Annotated in this window: 19 protein-coding genes; 8 read left to right on the top strand and 11 right to left on the bottom strand. The window is 66.0% G+C overall.

The window, feature by feature from the left end:
- The 6 genes from H6G16_RS10305 to H6G16_RS10280 form a co-directional block, all read right to left on the bottom strand.
- A partial coding sequence (locus tag H6G16_RS10305) for a hypothetical protein (RefSeq protein WP_199289347.1) occupies nucleotides 1-2,818 on the bottom strand: 2,818 nt, incomplete at its 3' end.
- Nucleotides 2,819-3,167: 349 nt separating this feature from the next.
- Nucleotides 3,168-4,487 (bottom strand): phospholipase D-like domain-containing protein, encoded by a 1,320-nt coding sequence (locus tag H6G16_RS10300; RefSeq protein ID WP_347238863.1) that lies wholly within the window; start codon nucleotides 4,485-4,487, stop codon nucleotides 3,168-3,170.
- 126 nt (nucleotides 4,488-4,613) lie between these two features.
- Entirely contained in the window at nucleotides 4,614-4,796 is a 183-nt protein-coding gene (locus H6G16_RS10295; RefSeq protein WP_190390233.1) for a hypothetical protein, read from the bottom strand.
- Nucleotides 4,797-4,804: 8 nt separating this feature from the next.
- Nucleotides 4,805-5,875 (bottom strand): DUF4912 domain-containing protein, encoded by a 1,071-nt coding sequence (locus tag H6G16_RS10290; protein ID WP_190390232.1) that lies wholly within the window; start codon nucleotides 5,873-5,875, stop codon nucleotides 4,805-4,807.
- Nucleotides 5,876-6,028: 153 nt separating this feature from the next.
- Nucleotides 6,029-6,793 (bottom strand): phycobilisome rod-core linker polypeptide, encoded by a 765-nt coding sequence (locus tag H6G16_RS10285; protein ID WP_190390231.1) that lies wholly within the window; start codon nucleotides 6,791-6,793, stop codon nucleotides 6,029-6,031.
- Between the two features lie 91 nt (nucleotides 6,794-6,884).
- The gene (locus H6G16_RS10280) at nucleotides 6,885-7,502 is read right to left on the bottom strand and encodes a phycobiliprotein lyase (RefSeq protein ID WP_190390230.1); all 618 of its coding nucleotides are present in this window, start codon (nucleotides 7,500-7,502) and stop codon (nucleotides 6,885-6,887) included.
- 47 nt (nucleotides 7,503-7,549) lie between these two features.
- Between H6G16_RS10280 and H6G16_RS10275 the strand changes: the two genes are divergently transcribed.
- Complete coding sequence (locus H6G16_RS10275; protein WP_347238862.1) at nucleotides 7,550-8,428, top strand: DMT family transporter; 879 nt, start codon at nucleotides 7,550-7,552, stop codon at nucleotides 8,426-8,428.
- On the opposite strand, the gene H6G16_RS10270 is transcribed toward H6G16_RS10275, so the two are convergent.
- Entirely contained in the window at nucleotides 8,425-8,841 is a 417-nt protein-coding gene (locus H6G16_RS10270; protein WP_347238861.1) for a hypothetical protein, read from the bottom strand. The two genes, H6G16_RS10275 and H6G16_RS10270, sit on opposite strands and share 4 nt — an antisense overlap.
- Nucleotides 8,831-9,502 carry an iron-sulfur cluster biosynthesis transcriptional regulator SufR gene (sufR, locus tag H6G16_RS10265; protein WP_242036355.1) on the bottom strand — a complete coding sequence of 224 codons (672 nt, stop codon included), beginning with the start codon at nucleotides 9,500-9,502 and terminating at the stop codon, nucleotides 8,831-8,833. The genes H6G16_RS10270 and sufR overlap by 11 nt, the downstream gene beginning before the upstream one ends.
- 175 nt (nucleotides 9,503-9,677) lie before the next feature.
- Here sufR and H6G16_RS10260 point away from each other — a divergent pair, with 175 nt between their 5' ends.
- From H6G16_RS10260 to H6G16_RS10240, 5 genes are read left to right on the top strand one after another with little or no spacing between them, the layout of a single operon-like run.
- Nucleotides 9,678-10,031: a ferredoxin-thioredoxin reductase catalytic domain-containing protein gene (locus tag H6G16_RS10260; protein ID WP_190390229.1), complete on the top strand. Its 354-nt coding sequence runs from the start codon at nucleotides 9,678-9,680 to the stop codon at nucleotides 10,029-10,031.
- Between the two features lie 14 nt (nucleotides 10,032-10,045).
- A complete protein-coding gene (gene sufB / locus H6G16_RS10255; RefSeq protein ID WP_190390228.1) occupies nucleotides 10,046-11,485 on the top strand; it encodes a Fe-S cluster assembly protein SufB in 1,440 nt (479 codons plus the stop codon).
- Between the two features lie 47 nt (nucleotides 11,486-11,532).
- Entirely contained in the window at nucleotides 11,533-12,348 is an 816-nt protein-coding gene (gene sufC, locus H6G16_RS10250) for a Fe-S cluster assembly ATPase SufC (RefSeq protein WP_190390227.1), read from the top strand.
- Nucleotides 12,348-13,460: a Fe-S cluster assembly protein SufD gene (gene sufD, locus H6G16_RS10245; protein WP_190390226.1), complete on the top strand. Its 1,113-nt coding sequence runs from the start codon at nucleotides 12,348-12,350 to the stop codon at nucleotides 13,458-13,460. Before sufC ends, sufD begins: the two co-directional genes overlap by 1 nt.
- Before the next feature lie 2 nt (nucleotides 13,461-13,462).
- Complete coding sequence (locus H6G16_RS10240) at nucleotides 13,463-14,761, top strand: SufS family cysteine desulfurase (RefSeq protein WP_242036363.1); 1,299 nt, start codon at nucleotides 13,463-13,465, stop codon at nucleotides 14,759-14,761.
- Here H6G16_RS10240 and H6G16_RS10235 read toward each other — a convergent pair whose 3' ends face one another.
- The gene (locus tag H6G16_RS10235) at nucleotides 14,762-15,469 is read right to left on the bottom strand and encodes a class I SAM-dependent methyltransferase (RefSeq protein ID WP_190390224.1); all 708 of its coding nucleotides are present in this window, start codon (nucleotides 15,467-15,469) and stop codon (nucleotides 14,762-14,764) included.
- Nucleotides 15,470-15,487: 18 nt separating this feature from the next.
- Here H6G16_RS10235 and H6G16_RS10230 point away from each other — a divergent pair, with 18 nt between their 5' ends.
- Nucleotides 15,488-16,039 (top strand): DUF1543 domain-containing protein, encoded by a 552-nt coding sequence (locus H6G16_RS10230; protein ID WP_190390223.1) that lies wholly within the window; start codon nucleotides 15,488-15,490, stop codon nucleotides 16,037-16,039.
- Nucleotides 16,040-16,107: 68 nt separating this feature from the next.
- On the opposite strand, the gene H6G16_RS10225 is transcribed toward H6G16_RS10230, so the two are convergent.
- Nucleotides 16,108-16,446 (bottom strand): P-II family nitrogen regulator, encoded by a 339-nt coding sequence (locus H6G16_RS10225; RefSeq protein ID WP_190390222.1) that lies wholly within the window; start codon nucleotides 16,444-16,446, stop codon nucleotides 16,108-16,110.
- A 10-nt stretch (nucleotides 16,447-16,456) separates the two neighbouring features.
- Nucleotides 16,457-17,908, bottom strand: coding sequence for an ammonium transporter (locus tag H6G16_RS10220; RefSeq protein ID WP_190390221.1), 1,452 nt, complete (start codon nucleotides 17,906-17,908; stop codon nucleotides 16,457-16,459).
- A gap of 157 nt (nucleotides 17,909-18,065) precedes the next feature.
- Between H6G16_RS10220 and mtnA the strand changes: the two genes are divergently transcribed.
- The gene (gene mtnA / locus H6G16_RS10215) at nucleotides 18,066-19,193 is read left to right on the top strand and encodes an S-methyl-5-thioribose-1-phosphate isomerase (RefSeq protein WP_190390220.1); all 1,128 of its coding nucleotides are present in this window, start codon (nucleotides 18,066-18,068) and stop codon (nucleotides 19,191-19,193) included.
- Nucleotides 19,194-19,196 lie beyond the last annotated feature (3 nt).

The following is a 19,196-nucleotide window of genomic DNA, read 5'->3' as shown; positions in this document are numbered from 1 at the left end:
CTTGGGCGTCGGTGTAGGAGACGACGAGCTGAAGCTGCTTGCCTTCGTCGGCGGCCAGAATGGTGTAGGAGGAGCTGTTGGTGCCAACAGGAGACCAGGTGGTGCCGTTGGAGGAGGTTTGCCAGGAGTAGGTGAAGGTGCCGTTATTATCTGGATCAGCAGTGGTGTTGGAAGCGGTCAGGAGATTGCCAACAGCCGGCGTGCCGGATATCGAAAAGACTGCTTGCCCGTTGTTGAAGAATGGAATGGTTCCCCCCGAGGAGGTGACCAATTCGTTGAAACTTAGGCCGTCTGTGTAGGAGACGACTAGCTGAAGCTGCTTGCCTTCATCGGCGGCCAGAATGGTGTAGGAGGAACTGTTGGTGCCAACAGGAGACCAGGTGGTGCCGTTGGAGGAGGTTTGCCAGGAGTAGGAGAAGGGGCCGTTACCATCTGGATCAGCAGTGGTGTTGGAAGCAGTCAGGAGATTGCCAACAGCAGCCGGCGTGCCAGGTATCGAAAAGACTGCTTGCCCGCTATTGACGGCTTGAGTTGTATTCCATGACGAAGCCCACGCTCCCCCAGCATTGAGCTTGGCTACGAAAATGTCAGCCCCTCCAGTAGATGTGAGTGTAGTGCTCCCGAAGTTTGTGGAGTTATAGAAGAATCCTGATATCAGCGAGGAACCATCGCTGAACGACGTGATACTGTTTACTTTCTCATAGTTTGTGCCCCCGCCCCGGTTGGCCCAAGCGAAGGAGCCATCGGGATTGAGCTTGGCCACGAAGACATCATCATAGGTATTTGAAGCCGAGGTTAGGGTCGTGCTCCCGAACGTTACTGTGCCTCTGAAGGATCCTGTAATCAGTGAGGAGCCATCGCTGAATGCGGTGATGCTCTTTCCATTTTCATTGTAAAACCCTCCGACTCTGATGGCCCAGGCGAAGGAGCCATCGGGATTCAGCTTTGCTGCGTACATATCACTATTGGCATATGGCTGGTAGTAATCCGTTGTGATGAGGGTGATTCCCCCAAACGTTGCGGTGCCAGTGAAGGATCCTGTAATCAGAGAAGAGCCATCGCTGAGTGCCGTGATGCTGCTAATCCCGCCCCCATAAATGCCTTCTGCTTGTGTAGCCCATGCGTAGGAGCCATCGGCATTAACCTTTGCTACGAATAATGGAAAAGCGTTTGTCGATGTGAGGGTGATTCCCCCAAACGTTGCGGTGCCAGTGAAGGATCCTGTAATCAGCGAAGAGCCATCGTTTAATGCCGTGATCCTGCCAAGAACTGTATTGCCGTCGTTTTTAGAGGCCCAGGCAAATGAACCATCTGGGTTTAGTTTGGCCATGTAGCCGGATGCGCTCCAGTCCCGTGGTGCTGTTAGTGTGGTGTCGCCGAAGGTTGTATCACCTTGTATATTGCCTACAATTAGAGAGGAGCCATCGCTGAGTGCGGTTACACCTCCCGACTCAGGCAAGAATCCGCCTGTCGTTTGAGTAGCCCATGCGAAGGAACCATCGGCATTCAGCTTGGCTACAAAGATGTCTGAATTCAATGCCGCTGTGAGGGTAGTTCCCCCGAACGTTGTTGCGGCGCCCCAGAAGTTTCCTGTAATCAGAGAAGAACCATCGCTGAGTGCAGTTGCACAATTATTAGAAGCTACGTATCCGCCTGTCGCTTGAGTGGCCCAAGCGAAGGAGCCATCAGCATTCAGCTTGGCTACGAAGGCGCTGCTATTCTCGGAAGGTGCGGTGAGTGTCGTGCTCCCAAACGTTATTGCTCCATAGAAGGTTCCTGTAATTAGCGAGGAGCCATCACTCAGGGCCGTTATGCTACAAGACTGATCTGTACTTGTGCCTCCTGCTGACAGTGCTCCAGGAATGCTTGAGTTGGCACTTGCTTGTTCAACAGCAATCAGAGTGCCACCCATTATTGCGAAGCCCGAGTCATTTCCATTGCGTAAAGCTTGCTTCTGTGCATCAGTAGGAATCTGGTCTATCAGGACACGATAGAAATAGTCACCCTCATCCCCAGTCATGTCCACAAAATTAAGCTGGGCATCCAGATGATGCCCCTGCTCTTCGGTCAGAACGGCATGGATTTGCTCTGGCGATGCCTGATTTGCCCAATCAGTATTGATATACATCTTCCCAGTGCTGATGGCATAAGCACCCATCGCGCCATGCATGGCCTCCTTGGACAGGAAGACAATTTCGGGTAGGTTCTCGAATCTCCCAACTGACCAATTTGAGATGAAGCTCTGAAGTATTTCCTCGCTTTGGGGTTTCGCATTGGGGCCATCGAGCATGAGGGCTTCCCGTGCCGCCGCCTCTAGCGATCCATCCTGTGACCACTTCTGCAGCAGTATGTGCCACGACTCCAGCGTGGATGCCCAGTTCTCAGGAGCACTGGGTTCGTTGAGCAGGACGACCGACGGGGTGTCTTCCCCGATGAGTTCGTCTGGTGCGGTTTCCTTGGCGATCGCTTGTCTTGCCTGTTCCGCTGCCACGGCTGCAAGGACAGGCGCTTCTGGCGTAGCGGCTGCCCCTTTGCCTTCGTTCCCAGACCCCTTCTCCGGACGCGATGGGATCACGGGAGTGGTCTTGCTGGTTGCCTCAAAAGCAGTGCTGAGATCGCTGTTCGCTTTGGTTTGGGCGAGAGCGAGACCCGTGAGGGCATCCACCCTGGGTACTGTGGGGTTTGGGGGTGCCTCTGGCGATGTGGTTCGCTGCAGCACCTCGTAGGGAACCCGATCACCTGCTTGCTCAGAGGTGGCATCCAGGTTCTGCCATAACCAGGCAGAGCCCTTGGACTTGGCGTTGGCAGAAGCGGCCATGGAGACAGGGGTGTGGTGCCTGGAACCCCCATGCCCACAAGGGACAGGGAGGCTCCACCACTAAGAGAAGGTTGAAAGACTTTACTTTTTCTTCAGCCCTTTTCGTGTTTGATGGCTAAGCTTCCGCCTCTTTTTGCATGAGCAGAGCTGATCTGCCACAGCAAAGACTTGTCCGGTTCATTCATGCAGTTTCTGCATAAGAACCCGGAACCCCGGCCTTCCCAACGGATCTGAGCCCTCCCCTGCGCCCCTGTTTGCTTCCTGGCCCCCCTCCAGACCCATCAAGCCTCCCCAGTAGCCAACGGAGCCAAGGCTCAGAAGTCCCTCCACTCCTCTCCCCGTACCCCACTCACCCCCTCTGCACCCCACTGCCACAGCGGTTCCGCTGCCGCTCCTGCTTGCGGGCCAGCCGCTCGGTGATGCCCAGCTCCGCTCCTTTCCAGAGCCGGTCGATCTCGGTGGTGAAGTGGGCGGCGAGCAGAGGGGAGTCGAACACCAGCAGGGTTTCGTCGTTTTGATGGGCGGCTGAGGGGCTCCAGTTGAAGGAGCCGGTGATCACGGTGCGGTGGTCGATCACAGCCACTTTGTGGTGGAGCTTGTCGCCGCTGGCCAGCCGCGGCGTGCCCACCCCGTCGAGGGGCCGCTGCCAGGGGCGGTTCGCCGCCTCTAGGCCGCAGCGGTGATCGGGCAGCTGGGTGCCGAGCAGGTCGAGCACCTCGCTGAAGGCTCGGTTGGCGAAGCCGGGATCGGCCAGTAGCCGGATGGTCACCCCCTGCTCTTGCAGCTGGGCCATGGCATCGGCCAACCGCTGCTCCGACAGCACGAACAGAGCCATGTCCAGGTGTTTGCGACTGCCCGAGAGCAGCTCCTTCAGCAGCCCCAGCCCCTGGTGGGGATCGCTGCGGCGGTGGGGCGCGAACAGCACCGTCACCGGTGTCGCCCCCACCATCAGCTGCTGGGCAGCGCCGCCGCCCTTGCCCAGGCCGAAGCGGCTGTCGGCCTGGCCTCCCGGCCCATCGCCCCACATCCGCTCGAATTCGGCGGCAAAGGCGCCGGCCAGCTCGCGGCTATGCAGCCGCAGCAGGTGGTTCACGTTGCCGCGGCTGCGCGGGGCGCCGGGATCGCCATGGATGCAGGACGGCGTGAAATTGGCAGAGCCGGTCACCACCACGGCCCGATCCACCACCATGAATTTGTGGTGCATCAGGCCGCTGCCCGCACTGCCGTCGGCGGTGTCGTCGATCAGGGGCACGCCGGCCCGTTGCAGGATCGCCACCGCATCGCCCCAGCCCAGGGCCTTGAGCTGTTCGTGTCGGGTGCGTTGGTTGGGTGCCAGATCGGCCGGGTGCTCCTGGCTCCAGGTGGTGCTGTAGGTGTTCTCCAGCACCACCTTCACCGTGAGTCCCTCCCGGTGCCGCGCCTCCAGGGCTTCGGCCACCTGCGGCAGCGACAGCTCCTGCACCGCCACCAGGATTTCCCGCCGGGCCGCGCGGATGCTCGCCAGCACGAAGGCCTCCAGGTCATCGCCCTGGCGCCACTGGCCGGTGATCGGGCTGCGGTAACGGCTGGTTTCGCGGTGATTGAAGGCCAGCTCGATGCCTTCGGGCAGGGGCCTGGGCCGGGCGGGCTGGCCCAGCAGCTGGGCCTCAGCGCTGCAGCCGCTGATCACCGCAGCGAGCAGGGCGCACCAGCCAAACGGCCCAGGGGCGGCCCGGCGGGGATGGAGGTTGGCGATGGGAAACCGATGCGGCGCCCTTCAGGGTTCCCACCGGTGCTCGCCCGGGGCCTGGGTGGCTCAGTGGTGGCCGGGCATCTCGGCGCTACGCAACATCACCACAAACCAGGCCGTGCCGATCAGCACGGCGCTGAGCATGGCTGCCGGCAGACCCAGGCGCATCAGCACCACCGGCACGATCAGGGGAAAGGCCAGGGCCCCAGCCATGGGGGTGAGGGCCACGGCGGCGCGTTTCAGATCCATGGTGCGGCTCAGAACCACTCGCTCACCGCCTTATCGGCGGGATTGCTGTTGTCTTCCGGCGTGGAGCGGCTGAACTCCAGGGTGATGTTGCGCTTCTGCTCCCCATCGGCCGCGACGGCTTCAATCGGGTAGAGCTGCTGCCCATCACGGAAGGGCACCTGGACGCGGAAGGTGCCGTCGGCGGAAAGGGGCACCTCTTCGCCGCCGATGGTGAGGCGCGCTGCCGGATCGGTGGCGCCGTAAACGATCAACTCGGCGTCGGCCACCAGCCAGAAGGAGCGCTGCCGGGCCGCCACGCCACCCCGGCCCGATTCATTGCGGCCACTGGCCCAGAGGCCGGCCCCTGAGGCATTGAGCTCGCTGGTGTCGATCCCGGATTCCTCCAACTCGTGGAAGGCCTCGGAACCCCGGCCCAAACGGCGCCAGCGGGCGGTGGCGGTTTGGTAGAGGCGCTCGTGCAAGCCGGAATCGGCCGGCTCCATCGGCGTGGGCAGGGTGGCGGGGGCGGTGTCCAGCGAGAAGGGCACGAACTGATCGAGGATCTGTTCGCTGGGGTGCAGGGCTGGCACCCGGGCCACCGACGAGAAGGCCAGGGAAATCCAGCCACCGCCGGATCCCTTGCGATAGCCCAGCTCCACCCGGTAGTCGCGGTCGCTCAGGGGAACCGGCAGATACCACTCGGTGGCATAGCTATCCACCACCACCTCCTGCAGGGTGTGGGGGTGGGCCGACCCTCCGGCCAGGCCGGTCACATCGGCCACCCGCAGGCACAACTGGGTGGCCCCGGAGGCGAGGGCCTGGGCCCGATCGGCTTCGGAGATCTCCCAGAACACATAGGCCCACTGCGGGTCGCGCGGCAGGAACACCACATTGGTGTGGGCCGAACTGGGGCGGGGCGCGGGTGGGAGCTCAGCCTCGATCGCCTTGAGGCTGCGGGGTGTGTCGTCCTGGCGCTGGTTGATGGCCTCCAGCAGTTCGTCCTTGGATTTGCGGCTGTACAGGCTCACCCCCAGATCGCTGGCGACCTGGCGGAGCTGCCGCAGGGTCATGCGGGCCAAGGAGGTGAGGGCCTGGGTCACAGCGACAGATTTCTTTTGGGATCAGTGTGAACGACTTTCCCATCCCCGGTCGGCTTTGCCGCCAGCCGTCAGCATCCACTGACCGCTGGGGCGTCCTGCCGGCCATTAAAAAGGCGGCCTTGAGGCCGCCTGAACTGCTGCTGCCGCAAGGGCTCAGCGGCCGATGCTGCGGTAGGGCACCTTGGACAGGTAATCCATGCTGGTGTTGCCAGACGCACCACCTTGGCTGCGCATGGCCGGCAGGTTGCGCACCCAGGGCAGATAGTCCTCGGGGAAGCCACCGCGGCGCTGGCGGGAGCGGGCCGGAATGCTCTTGGCAGGGCCGCCGGTGTACACCACCTGGGGGAAGCCCAGGATGCCGCGGTAGTAGGCGTCGTAGCGGGGGCTGGTGATGTTGAAGGGGGTCTCGCCCAGGTCCCGGGAGCCGACCACCCGGTTGCGGTGGTAGGGCACGGTGTCGTAGCCGAAGGCTTCGAGGTATTCCTGGCTATCGAGGATGTCGTCCACCATGCCGCGGACGCCGCGGGTCATCAGCACCGCCGACCAGGCGATCTCTTCGGACTTGCCGTGGGTGGGGCGGCCCAGCAGCTTCTCCACCAGGTGACGGGCGACCCGGTAGTTGCTGTTGAGCGTGTAGAAGCTGCGGTTGAAGGTGTCCGACAGGCACAGCGAGCGGATGAAATCACGCACCGTGATCTGCCCGTTGCGCACCTGGGACTCCAGGGTGCGGTCGCGGTCGACCTTGAAGGCGTGGAAGAAGATCTGGCGGTAGGCCGCTTCGATCACGAAGTTCTGGTCTTCGCGGTCCATGGCCTTGTCCATGGACACGGCTTTCGGGTCCTCATCCGAGCCCACCCGCAGCGGGTTGACCCGCGAGTTCTGGGTGGTGGGCGCGTACTTCAGGAGGGGCAGGGCCACACGACATCAGCATCCGTCGCTGCGGATCGTAGAAGTGCGGCTGGGCCTGGGTTCGGCTGCCTCAGGCAGGGCTCACAGTCCGTAACGTTCGTCACCAACCCAGCGGTGACAGCGTGCCCCCCTGGGCGGGCTCTGCGGCTGCCCTGGTCACGGCCGCTTCCGGCAGGTCCAGCACCCGGGTTTCCACGCAGAACGAGGCCGTGTTGGAGAGGCCTTCCACGGTGCTGGTGCGCAGGCGCACATCCGGCCCGGCGAAGCTGAAGCGCTCCAGGCTGTTCATCGTTTCGTAGCTGGTCGTGAGCAGCAGGCCATCGCGCCCGTCCATGGCGAAGTGCCCGGCCACGGGAGCCGTTTCGGCGTAGCCCCGATCGCGCAGCAACAGCCCTGCCCGGCCCCGTTCATCGGTGGGGATCAGGCCGAACACACTCTCCCCCTCGTGGGCCTCCCCCGCCTTGTCCCAGGCCATCGAGGCGTTCCAGGTGACCCGGCAGCCACCCACCAGGCCGGCCGGGTCTTCGCCGTGCAGTTCGGCGATGGCGATCAGCCGGGGGTCGCGGGCCTCCAGTTCCACCACCTCGATGAAGGAGCCCCCCGCTTCGGCGCGCCGGTGCAGCAGGTGGTGGCTGCTGCGCTGGGAGCGCCAGCGGCCGCAGCTCAACTGGAAGAAGCTGAGGGCATCGGGGATCGACGCGGAATGGGTGTCGCTCACGGGGGCGCGGTTGTTGCCGTGATGATCGCAAGGCGTGGTGCGGAGTGGTGGTGGCGATCGGTGTGGCTGCTGCCCTGCTGGCTGCCCTCTGCTGGACGCTGAGCAGCAGCCTCTGGCGCCGCCTGCCGACCTCGCTGGGGCCGGCGGAGCTCAACCTGCTCAAGAACCTGATTGCCCTCACCCTGCAGCTGCCCCTGCTGGTGGGGGCAGCCGTCTCCCTGCCCGCGGGGCCCACCCTGCTGTTGCTGCTCAGTGGGGTGCTGGGCATCGCCCTGGGCGATAGCTTCTATTTCGCCGCCCTGCGCCGGCTGGGCACCCGCCGCACCCTCACCTTTGACGCCGGTGGACCGGCCGTGACGGCGGCGGCGGGCAGTCTGCTGCTGGCGGAGGTGCCGGGGCCGCAGCAGTGGCTGGGGATCGGCCTGATCAGCCTGGCGGTGCTGCTGGTGGCCCTGCAGCGTCCCGATCCTTCGGCAGGGGCGGTGAACGAGATGGGGCTGGGCGTGGTGCTGGCCCTGGCGGCCCTGGGCTGTGGGGGTGCCGGGGCGCTCCTGGCCCGCGCCGCCCTGCGGGCTTCCGCCCTGGATCCGTGGCTGGCCTCCAGCCTGCGGCTGGCCGCGGCCACCCTGGTGTTGCTGCCCCTGATGGGGCGCCTGGGGAGGCACCTGCGCCGGCCGCGGCCCCGGCCGAAGACCAGACGTTGGCCTTTGGTGCTGGTGGCCACCCTGCTGGGCACCACGGCGGGCATCGGCCTGCAGCAGCTCGCCCTGGCCACGTTGCCTGGCGGGCTGGCGGTGGCTTTGCTGGCCACTGCGCCCGTGATGGCGGTGCCGCTGGCGCCCCTGGAGGGGGACCGCCCCGGAGCGCTGGGCGTTGGGGCGGCCCTGCTGGCCCTGGTGGGCGTGCTGCTCCTGGCGCTGTCCTAGGGGCTGGCCCCAGGTGGGGGCTGGCGCAGGCGTTGGTCCGCCGCACGGGTGGCCCAGGCGATGAGGTCGCCTAACTCCAGGCTGAGGGGAGGGCGATCCAGGTCTGCGGCCAGCTGGGCCAATTGCCGGCCGGTGGCCTGCAGTTGGCCGCTGAGGGCCTCGATGAAGGCCGGGTCGGCGGCGATCGGGGGCTGACGTGCCGCCCAGGCGCGGATGGCGTCGAGGTCCGGCAGGGCCCCGCTCTGGGGTCGTGGGTCGCCAGCGCAGGCGATGGCCTGCAGGGTGCGCAAGCCGTGGGCCAGCAGCCGCAGATGGTGGCGCTCGAGGGCCGGCAGCAGGGTCGATTCCAGTTCGGCCAGCTCGGCCGGGCTCAGCGGCCCCCCATCCATGCCGGCTGGACGCTCAGCCGACACGGCTGGGGATCAGGCGGAAACCGCAGGAATGGCCCTTCTCCAGCCGCCAATGCACCCGATCCACCTGGCAGTCTGGAAAGGTGTGGCGGATCAGTTGCAACTCCTGGTCGCAGACGCAGGGAAACTGCTCGGCGATGCGCATCACGGAGCAGTGAAATTCACTGATCACCCAGGCCTGGTCGTGGTCGGGATCCCGGCTGCACTCCGCCACGTAGCCCTCCTGACGGCGCAGCTCCACGAGCCGATCCAGCCGTTGGGCGAGCGGCCCATCGCCGATGCGCCCGCGGTAGACGGTGGCCTGTTGCAGGGCCTGTTGCTCCAGCAGCTTCTGCAGGGTGTCCGCCGGCAAGTTGCCGGCCATCGACTGCAGCAGCCCGAGGGCGAAGTGGTCGCTGCCATCGGGAAAGTGACCTTGCCCCTTGATGGTGAGGCGCCAGCGGTTGCTGGGGCGCCCGGGACCCTCCTGGGTGGGGCTGGCTTCCACCAGGCCGTCGTCCTCCAGGCTGCGCAGATGGCGGCGCATCACCTGCACCGACACCGTGAGGTGGTCGGCCAGCTCGCCCGCGGTGGCTTCGCCCTGGCGCAGCAGCAGGGTAAGGGCTGCCTCCCTGGTGGGCGCCGGATCGGCGGGCGGACGGGGCATCTGGGGGGTGGCGCTCATGGCAGACGCCGAACATCCACACGATGCCACGTCCCCCGGGTGGTTGGGGATGGGCGGACGCCAGTGTCCGGGCCGGTGCCCTAGGCTCATTACGGTAACGAAACGCCTGTGTTTCGTAACTGGGCCCTCCCTAGCTGGGGCTCCCTCGCGTTCCGATCACCACCCCCTTCGAGCCATGTCCGACGCCGCGGCCAGCCCGACCTCCGACAGCCTGGAGGTGATCCGTAAGTTCGCCGAGACCTACGCCCAGCGCACCGGCACCTATTTCTGCAGTGATCCTGGGGTCACGGCCGTGGTGCTGGCCGGCCTGGCCAAGCACAAGGATGAGCTCGGTGGCGCCCTCTGCCCCTGCCGTCACTACGAAGACAAGGAGGCTGAGGTCACGCAGGCCTTCTGGAATTGCCCCTGTGTGCCGATGCGGGAGCGCAAGGAGTGCCACTGCATGCTCTTCCTCACGGAAGACAACCCTTTCCGTGGGGATGCGCAGACGATTTCCCTGGACGACGTGAAAGCCCTTACTGCCGGCTGAGTCGGCTGACCGCGATGAGCACCGCAACCGTTGGCGATCTGGTTTCGCAGCCGTACAAGCACGGCTTCGTTACCGACATCGAAACCGAAAAGATCGCCAAGGGCCTCAGTGAGGATGTGGTGCGATTGATTTCGTCGAAAAAAGACGAGCCCGACTTTTTACTGGCTTTCCGCCTGCGGGCCTACCGGCAGTGGCTGCAGATGGAGGAGCCCAACTGGGCGGCCCTGGGGTATCCGGTGATTGATTACCAAAACATCATCTATTACGCGGCGCCCAAACAGCAGGAGAAAAAGGCCAGCCTCGATGAGGTGGATCCCAAGCTGCTGGAAACGTTTGAAAAGCTGGGAATTCCGCTCAGCGAGCAGAAGCGTCTCTCCAATGTGGCTGTCGATGCGGTGTTTGACAGCGTTTCGATTGCCACCACCTACAGGGAAAAGCTGGCCGAGCATGGAGTCATTTTCTGCTCCATCAGCGAAGCGGTCAAAGAACACCCCGATTTGATCGAAAAGTACTTGGGTACGGTTGTTCCCAGCAACGACAACTACTTCGCTGCGCTCAACTCTGCTGTGTTCAGCGACGGCTCGTTTGTGTTCATTCCCAAGGGCGTGGAATGCCCGATGGAGCTTTCCACCTACTTCCGGATCAATTCCGCCGACACGGGTCAGTTTGAGCGCACCCTGATCGTGGCCGAAGAGGGGGCATCTGTGAGCTACTTGGAAGGCTGTACAGCGCCGATGTTTGATACGAATCAGCTGCATGCGGCCGTGGTGGAACTGGTGGTGCTGGACGACGCGTCCATTAAGTACTCCACGGTGCAGAATTGGTACGCCGGCGATGAACATGGTGTCGGCGGCATTTACAACTTTGTGACCAAGCGGGGCCAGTGCCGTGGCGACCGCAGTCGCATCAGTTGGACCCAGGTGGAGACCGGCTCGGCGATCACTTGGAAGTACCCCAGCTGCGTTCTGCAGGGGGCCGATTCCGTCGGCGAGTTCTATTCCGTTGCCCTCACCAACAATCGCCAGCAGGCCGACACCGGCACCAAGATGATTCACGTGGGCCCCCGTACCCGCTCGACGATCGTGAGCAAGGGGATCAGCGCCGGCCATTCCTCCAACAGCTACCGCGGGCTGGTGCAAATTGGTCCCAAGGCGGTGGGTGCCAAGAACTACAGCCAATGCGATTCGATGTTGATCGGCGACCAGGCCGCCGCCAACACCTATCCCTACATCCGCTCCCAGCAGCCCGATGCGGCGGTGGAGCATGAGGCCAGCACCTGCCGGATCTCCGCCGACCAGCTCTTTTACCTGCAGAGCCGGGGCATTGGCTTTGAAGAGGCGGTGTCGATGATGGTGAGCGGCTTCTGCCGCGACGTCTTCAACCAGCTGCCGATGGAGTTCGCTGCCGAGGCCGACAAGTTGCTGGCCCTCAAGCTCGAGGGATCCGTGGGCTGACGCCCCGGTTCCCATCTGTGTTCTGTTGTTTTCCCTGACTGCCTTCCGTGATCCGTCCCGACGCCCCCCTGTTGCTTGAGATCCGGGATCTCCACGCCCGTGTGGAGGATCAGCCGATTCTCAAAGGCGTCAACCTGACCCTGCGTGCCGGCGAAATCCATGCGGTGATGGGCCGCAACGGCAGCGGCAAGAGCACCCTCTCCAAGGTGCTGGCTGGCCATCCGGCTTATACGGTCACCGCCGGATCGGTGACCTACCGGGGGGCTGACCTGCTGGAGCTCGACCCGGAGCAACGGGCCCGCATTGGCCTGTTCCTGGGGTTTCAGTACCCGGTGGAGATTCCCGGGGTGAGCAACCTGGAGTTTCTGCGGGTGGCCACCAATGCCCGCCGGGCGGAGCGGGGGGAGGAGGAGCTCGACACCTTTGCCTTTGAAGATCTGGTGCGGGAGCGCCTCAAGGTGGTGCAGATGGATCCCGCCTTTCTGGAGCGGAGCGTCAATGAAGGCTTCTCCGGCGGCGAGAAGAAGCGCAACGAGATTCTGCAGATGGCGCTGCTTGAGCCCCTGGTGGCCATCCTCGATGAGACCGATTCCGGCCTCGACATCGATGCGCTGCGGATTGTGGCCGAGGGGGTGAGCCAGCTGGCGGGGCCTGACAACGCCACCCTGTTGATCACCCATTACCAGCGCCTGCTGGATCTGATTACCCCCGACTACGTGCACGTGATGGCCGCTGGCCGGATCCTGCGCACCGGGGGCAAGGAGCTGGCCCTGGAGCTGGAGCGCACCGGCTACGACTGGGTTGATCAGGAGTTGGCCAACCTCGAGGCCACCAGTGAGCGCGAGCCGGTGGAGGTGGCCTGATGCCCGCTGTTGCGTTGCCGGCAACCGCTGACTGGTTGGCCGCGCTGGCGGGGGAGCCCCTGCCGGGACGCCGGCAGGAGGATTGGCGCTTCACCGACCTGGCCCCGCTGCAGGCCGTCGCCCCCCAGCTCTGGGCTGGCCCCGACCCCTTCGCCCACGTGGTCCTTCCTGCCGGCGTGACCCGTCTGGATGGGGCCGAGATCCAAGCCCTGGCTGATCCGATCCTGCACGCCACCGGCAGCGCCACCGCCTGGCCGGTGCGGCTCAACCAGGGTGCTTCGCCCCATGGCCTGGCCCTGCGGGTGAGCGGAGCCGCCGGTCCCCTGCAACTCCAGCTCGATGCCGGCGACGGCCCCGGGTTGCTGGCCCTGCAGCTGCTGTTGGTGCTCGAGGAGGGGGCCAGCTTCGAACTGCTGGTGCGGCACGCTTCCCGGGGAGCCAATGCCACCAGCCTGGTGACCCTGGTCCAGCTGGGCCGCGGCGCCCGCCTCAACCTCGGCGTGCTGGCGGCCGGTGACGCCCGCGCCAGCTTGCTCAGCCACCTGGCGATCAGCCAGGCCCCCGCCAGTGAGCTCCAGCTCACCACGGCCGTGGGGGGCTGGGGTTTGAGCCGGCTGGAACCCCGGGTGTGTCAGCTCGAGGGGGCGGCCCAAACCCGTCTGCGGGCCCTGCAGCTGGTGGATGGCCAGGAACTGGCGGATACCCACAGCCAGGTGAGCTTCGGGGGGCCCGAGGGCGAGCTCGACCAGCTCCACAAGGTGGTGGCCGATGGCGCCGGCCGCAGTGTGTTCAACGGGGCCGTGCGGGTGCCCCGCCAGGCCCAGCAGACCAACGCCGCCCAGCTCAGCCGCAGCTTGCTGCTCTCGGAGCGGGCCCGGGTGGACACCAAGCCCGAGCTGGAAATCGTGGCGGACGATGTGAAGTGCGCCCACGGGGCCACCGTGAGCCGTCTGCAGCAGAACGAACTCTTCTATTTGCAGAGTCGCGGCATTGCCGCTGACCAGGCCTCCAAGTTGCTGCTGCGCGGCTACTGCGAGGAGGTGCTGCGGGAATTGCCGGCCGCCGCCGCCGCCTGCCATCCCCTGCAGCTGCTGCTGCCGGAGCGCCCATGACCATGACCGCCGCCTCCCCGCCCACCCCCGGAGCCGATGCCGTGGCCGCGGCGCCCGATCTCGATCTCGCCGCCCTCACCCGGGCCGATTTCCCCCTGCTGGCCCAGACGGCCTGCCTGGGCCAGCCCCTGATCTACCTGGATCACGCCGCCACCAGCCAGAAGCCCCGCCAGGTGCTGGCGGCCCTGCAGCACTACTACGACCACGACAACGCCAACGTGCACCGCGGCGCCCACCAGCTCAGCGCCCGCGCCACCGAGGGGTTTGAAGGGGCCCGGGCCAAGACCGCCGCCTTCGTGGGGGCGGCCAGTCCGCGGGAGATCGTGTTCACCCGCAATGCCAGCGAGGCGATCAATCTGGTGGCCCGCAGCTGGGGGGAGGCCAACCTGCGCCCCGGCGACGAGGTGCTGCTCACGGTGATGGAGCACCACTCCAACCTGGTGCCCTGGCAGCTGCTGGCGGCCCGCACCGGTTGTGTGTTGCGCCATGTGGGCCTCACCGAAACCGGAGAGCTCGATCTCGTCGATTTGCGCAGCCAGATCACGGAGCGCACCAAATTGGTGAGCCTGGTGCAGGTGAGCAACACCCTCGGCTGTCTCAACCCGATTGCCCAGATCGCTCCCCTAGCCCATGCCGCCGGTGCGCTGCTGCTGGTGGATGCCTGCCAGAGCCTGGCCCACCTGCCGGTGGATGTGGCGTCCCTCGGCGCCGACTTCCTCGTGGGCAGTTCCCACAAGCTCTGCGGTCCCACCGGCATGGGCTTCCTCTGGGCCCGGGAGGCCCTGCTCGAGGCCATGCCCCCCTTCCTGGGCGGTGGCGAAATGATTCAGGACGTCTACCTGGATCACAGCAGCTGGGCCGAGCTGCCCCACAAATTCGAGGCGGGCACCCCCGCCATCGGCGAGGCGATCGGCATGGGTGCCGCCCTCGACTACCTCAACGCCCTGGGCCTCGAGCGCATCCATGCCTGGGAGCAGGTGCTCACCCGCCAGCTGTTTGATCGCCTGCGGGCGATCGAGGGCGTGCGGATCCTCGGCCCCACCCCCGAGCAGCAGCCCGATCGGGGCGCCCTGGCCGCCTTCACGGTGGATGGTCTGCATGCCAACGACATTGCGGCGCTGCTCGATTCGGCCGGCATCTGCATCCGCAGTGGCCACCACTGCACCCAGCCCCTGCATCGCCTCTACGGCATCCCCGGCTCAGCCCGCGCCAGCCTCAGTTTCACCACTAGCCCCGCCGAGATCGACCGCTTCGCCGAGGAGCTGGAGGGCACGATCACCTTCCTGCGCGAGCACAGCTAGTTAGGCCGGCGTCAGCACCGCCAGCGCTTCGGCGCTGTGGGAGCCCTGCCAGACCCACTGCCAGTGCCAGCCCGCGGCCCGGGCGGCCGCGGCGATGGCCTCCCGATCGGCGGGTTGGTCGTACTGGCTCACGTGCTCGATCACCTGAACCTGCTGCTCGGGGTTCAGGACCTGCCAGCCGCGCATCCGTTGGCAGTACCGCTCCAGGTACGCCGCCAGGGCTTCTCCCGGTTCGCGGAAGACGTCGGCGAGGAGCAATAGGCCATCGCCAGCGATACGGCGGCGGGCGGCCTGCAGAAACGTCGCCTTGGCGTCGTCGTTGAGGTGGTGAACGGCGAAGGCCGAGTGGAGGATGTCGATCGGTGGGCCCTGCTCCTGGATCCAGCTGAGCAGATCGCCTTCCTGCCAGCGGCAGGGATAGGCCACGGACCCGAGGGCCTTCTCCGCCAGGGGCAACACCGCGGCCGCCAGATCGACCCCCGTGTAGGAGGCCAGCGGCAGGCGCCGGAGCAGGGGCGCCAGCTGGGCCAGATCGCCGCAGCCCAGATCCACCAGGGCGGGGGAGGGAGCCGGGGCGGGCCGCGCAGCCAGCCAGCGGTCGAGGGCGGCGGCCGTCGCCCCAGCCAGGGCGCGGTGCTCCATCAGGTCATGGCTCACCACCGTGCGGTAGGTGGTCCATTGCCGTTCGAACAGCGCGAAGCTCGCCATTGGTCTGAGGATCTCCCCATGCACTCTGACGCGCACTCTGAAGCAGCCCCGCTGCTCTGGCTGGTGGTGCTGGGGGGCCGTGCGCCGGGCTGCCACGTCGAACTCCATGACGTGCGCTTCGTGGCCGGCCCCAGCATCGAGGCCACCCTGCCCGAGCTGCGGCGGCAGTGGTTCGGGAGGCGTGAGGGCCTGCACCTGGATGCCTACCTGGCGGTGCGGGCGGTGGATGGTTGGGCGGTGTGCCTCGGGCGTGAGCCGTCCGCGCCCCGGCCCGAGCGGCTCTGGTTCGTGAACCTGGGCGCCTATCGCCCCGACTCCCTCGCCGAGCTGCACCACTTCGGCCTGGTGGTGGCCCGCTCGCCCCAGGCGGCCAAGGCGGCGGCCAAGCGCCAGTGGCTGCGGGGCGCCTTGCAGCAGCACAAGGACGACCTCTGTGCGGTGGACGACTGCCTGGCGATCGAGCAGTTGGAACTGCTTGGCGGTGGGCGCTGGCACGTGCAGCTGGAGCCCCACCCCGAGGGCCTCAGCCCGAACCAGGTGCCGGATTGGTTTGGCTATCGGCCAATTTGAGCCCGCCCCGCTGCGTCCAGCTCGGGCCCCGCCAAGAAAAAGCCCCCCGGATGGGGGGCTCGCGGCCTTCAGAGGGCGACGTCGCCGCGTTCGCCGGTGCGGATGCGAATGGCGGTTTCGATGGCACTCACGAAGATCTTGCCGTCGCCGATCTCACCGGTTCGGGCCGCCTCGGAGATGGCGGTGATGGCCGCTTCCACCTTGTCGTCCGCCACGACGGCGGTGATGTGCACCTTCGGCAGGAAGTCCACGGTGAAGGCGTTGCCGCGGTAGCGCTCCACCTGGCCTTTCTGGCGGCCGAAGCCGCGCACATCGTTGATGGTCATGCCCACCACGTCGATGGCCACGAGGGCGGTTTTGACCGCATCCACCTTGGCGGGGCGGATGACAGCAGTGATCTGTTTCATGGCTGGGGGCTCAGTAGGTCATGGGGTCGTAGGCCTCTTCGCCATGGGCGACGAAGTCGAGGCCGCGTTCTTCCTGGTCGGGGGTGACCCGCAGGCCCACCACGGCGCCGACGATCCAGAGGATGATCGCGGTGCCAATGCCCACAAAGCCGTAGCTGATCAGCACGGCCTTGACGTGGGCGATGAACAGGGCGGTGTTGCCGCCGCTGGCCAGGATCTCCGCCGACTTGGGGAAGTAGTCGGCCGGCACCAGGGCCGGGATGGCCAGGGCGCCGGTGAGCAGGGCTCCCACCGTGCCCCCCACCCCGTGGACGGCGTAGGCATCGAGGGAGTCATCAAAGTTGATGGCCGCCTTCACCTGAATGGCGATGTAGCAGCAGATCGAGGTGGCGGCGCCGATGATCAGGGCCTGGGGCATGTAGACAAAGCCGGCGGCCGGGGTGATGCCCACCAGGCCGGCCACCGCACCGGTGGCAGCGCCCACGGCGGTGGGTTTGCCATCGCGGAACCAATCAATCAGGCACCAGGTGAGTAGGGCCGTTGAAGCGGAGAGGGTGGTGGTGAGGAAGGAGAGGCCCGCTCCCTTGGCGGCGAAGTAGCTGGCGCCGTTGAAGCCGAACCAGCCGAACCACAGCAGCCCAGCGCCCAACAGGATGAAGGGCACGTTGTGGGGAGGACGCTTGTTCTCGGACCAGTTGGTGCGGGGGCCAACGATGGCGGTGGCCACCAGGGCGGCCACGCCAGCGGCGATGTGCACCACGGTGCCGCCGGCGAAGTCGATGGCGCCGATTTCACCGAAGGGACCGATGTACCCCCCACCCCACACCATCTTGCACATGGGGCAGTAGATGAACAGGCTCCAGAGCAGGGCGAACCAGAACCAGGCCTTGAAGTTGATGCGCTCCACCAGGGCGCCGGAAATCAGGGCCGGGGTGATGATCGCGAACATGCCCTGGAAGAGGGCGAAGGAGGAGGCGGAGATGGCGAACCCATCCGCCAGCGGTGCATCTCCCAGCTCACCACCCACGCCGTTGAGCCACATCTGGCCGAGGCCACCGATGAAGGGGCTGCCGAAGCCGGTGTCGAAGGAGAGGGAGTAGCCCAGCACCACCCACACCACCCCGATCAGCCCCATCAGGAAGAAGCTCATCATCATCGTGTTGAGCACGTTCTTGGCGCGGGTGAAGCCGCCGTAGAAGAACGCCAGGCCTGGGGTCATCAGCAGCACCAGGGCCGAACCCATCAGCATCAGCAGGGTGTCGGCGCCGTCGGTGGGCACCTTGGCCAAGGCAGCCTTGGCAGACCCGGCCATCAGCGGCAGCAGGCCCGCACCGAAGGCGAGCAGCATCACGGCGTAGCGCCTCAGTTCAGGCTCCTGAACCTTGGCGAGCACCTGGGTGCGGAATCGATCAAAGACAGCCAGCGGGGTGGGACCGCTGCCAGCGAGGGGGATGTGGGCCATGAAGGGGTCGGGCCTCTCCAATGTTCAACATGAACCTTCCTGCCGCCCGGGGTGCTGTTTTGTATCGGATCACACTTTTGAGGGGATCTGTTGCTCTCCCCGAGGGGTGACCCTTCCGCGGGGATGATCACTGGACCACCGCTGGGTCGGATCCTTCATGAACATCGATGGCAAGGCCTGGCGCACGATCTGGCTGGAGCCGGATGGCCGCGCAGTGGGGGTGATCGACCAGACCCAGTTGCCCCATCGGTTCACAACGCGCAGCTTGAGCAGTTGCGCGGAAGCTGCCGAAGCCATCCGCACGATGGTGGTGCGCGGCGCCCCGCTGATCGGCGTGACCGGGGCCTACGGGCTGATGCTGGCCCTGCAGGCCGATCCGGGTGACGCCTCCTTGGCTGCTGCCTTTGAGGCGCTCAATGCCACCCGCCCCACGGCGATCAACCTGCGCTGGGCCCTGGAGCGGGTGCGGTCCAAGGTGCAGCCGCTGCCGCCGGCCGAGCGGGCCGAGGCGGCCCAGGCGGAGGCCGCGGCGATCGCCGATGAGGACGTCGCCATGTGCGAGGCGATCGGCGACCACGGGCTGCGCATCTTCCAGGAGCTGGCGGCGGCGCGGCCGGCCGAACGCCAGGGCCAACCCTTCAACGTGCTCACCCACTGCAATGCCGGCTGGCTGGCCACGGTGGATTGGGGCACGGCCCTCGCCCCCATCTACAAGGCCCACCGCGCCGGCCTTCCCATCCATGTGTGGGTGGATGAGACCCGCCCCCGCAACCAGGGCGCCTCCCTGACGGCCTTTGAGCTGGGTCAGGAGGGGGTGCCCCACACCGTGATCGTGGACAACGCCGGCGGCCACTTGATGCAGCACGGCCAGGTGGATGCGGTGATCGTGGGCACCGACCGCACCACCCGCCGCGGCGATGTCTGCAACAAGATCGGCACCTACCTCAAGGCCCTGGCGGCCCACGACAACGGCGTGCCCTTCTATGTGGCCCTGCCGGCCTCCACGATCGACTGGACGATCGATGACGGCGTGGCCGAGATCCCGATCGAAGCGCGCAGTGCCGAGGAGGTGACGGCCATCCAAGGGCGGCTGCTGGGCGGCGGGGGCGGCAGCTCCGTTGAGGGGCAGCTCGCCACGGTGCAGCTCACCCCCAACGGCAGCCCCGGCTTCAACCCCGCGTTCGATGTCACCCCGGCCCGGCTGGTGACGGCCCTGATCACCGAGCGGGGGGTGGCCCAGGCTTCGGAGCCAGGCTTGCGGCAGCTCTACGACCATGATGCGTGAGGC

Source organism: Cyanobium sp. FACHB-13342, from assembly GCF_014697415.1.
Lineage (GTDB): Bacteria > Cyanobacteriota > Cyanobacteriia > PCC-6307 > Cyanobiaceae > Cyanobium_A.
The sequence above is the reverse complement of the archived record's forward strand: the minus strand, read 5'-3'. Positions and strand labels throughout refer to the sequence as shown.

Excerpts from the sequence above, each read along its gene's own strand:
- H6G16_RS10295 (WP_190390233.1), bottom strand. The coding sequence starts at position 4,796 with ATGGATCTGAAACGCGCCGCCGTGGCCCTCACCCCCATGGCTGGGGCC.
- sufR (WP_242036355.1), bottom strand. The coding sequence starts at position 9,502 with ATGAGCGCCACCCCCCAGATGCCCCGTCCGCCCGCCGATCCGGCGCCC.
- H6G16_RS10260 (WP_190390229.1), top strand. The coding sequence starts at position 9,678 with ATGTCCGACGCCGCGGCCAGCCCGACCTCCGACAGCCTGGAGGTGATC.
- sufB (WP_190390228.1), top strand. The coding sequence starts at position 10,046 with ATGAGCACCGCAACCGTTGGCGATCTGGTTTCGCAGCCGTACAAGCAC.
- sufD (WP_190390226.1), top strand. The coding sequence starts at position 12,348 with ATGCCCGCTGTTGCGTTGCCGGCAACCGCTGACTGGTTGGCCGCGCTG.
- H6G16_RS10240 (WP_242036363.1), top strand. The coding sequence starts at position 13,463 with ATGACCGCCGCCTCCCCGCCCACCCCCGGAGCCGATGCCGTGGCCGCG.
- H6G16_RS10235 (WP_190390224.1), bottom strand. The coding sequence starts at position 15,469 with ATGGCGAGCTTCGCGCTGTTCGAACGGCAATGGACCACCTACCGCACG.
- H6G16_RS10230 (WP_190390223.1), top strand. The coding sequence starts at position 15,488 with ATGCACTCTGACGCGCACTCTGAAGCAGCCCCGCTGCTCTGGCTGGTG.
- H6G16_RS10225 (WP_190390222.1), bottom strand. The coding sequence starts at position 16,446 with ATGAAACAGATCACTGCTGTCATCCGCCCCGCCAAGGTGGATGCGGTC.
- H6G16_RS10220 (WP_190390221.1), bottom strand. The coding sequence starts at position 17,908 with ATGGCCCACATCCCCCTCGCTGGCAGCGGTCCCACCCCGCTGGCTGTC.
- mtnA (WP_190390220.1), top strand. The coding sequence starts at position 18,066 with ATGAACATCGATGGCAAGGCCTGGCGCACGATCTGGCTGGAGCCGGAT.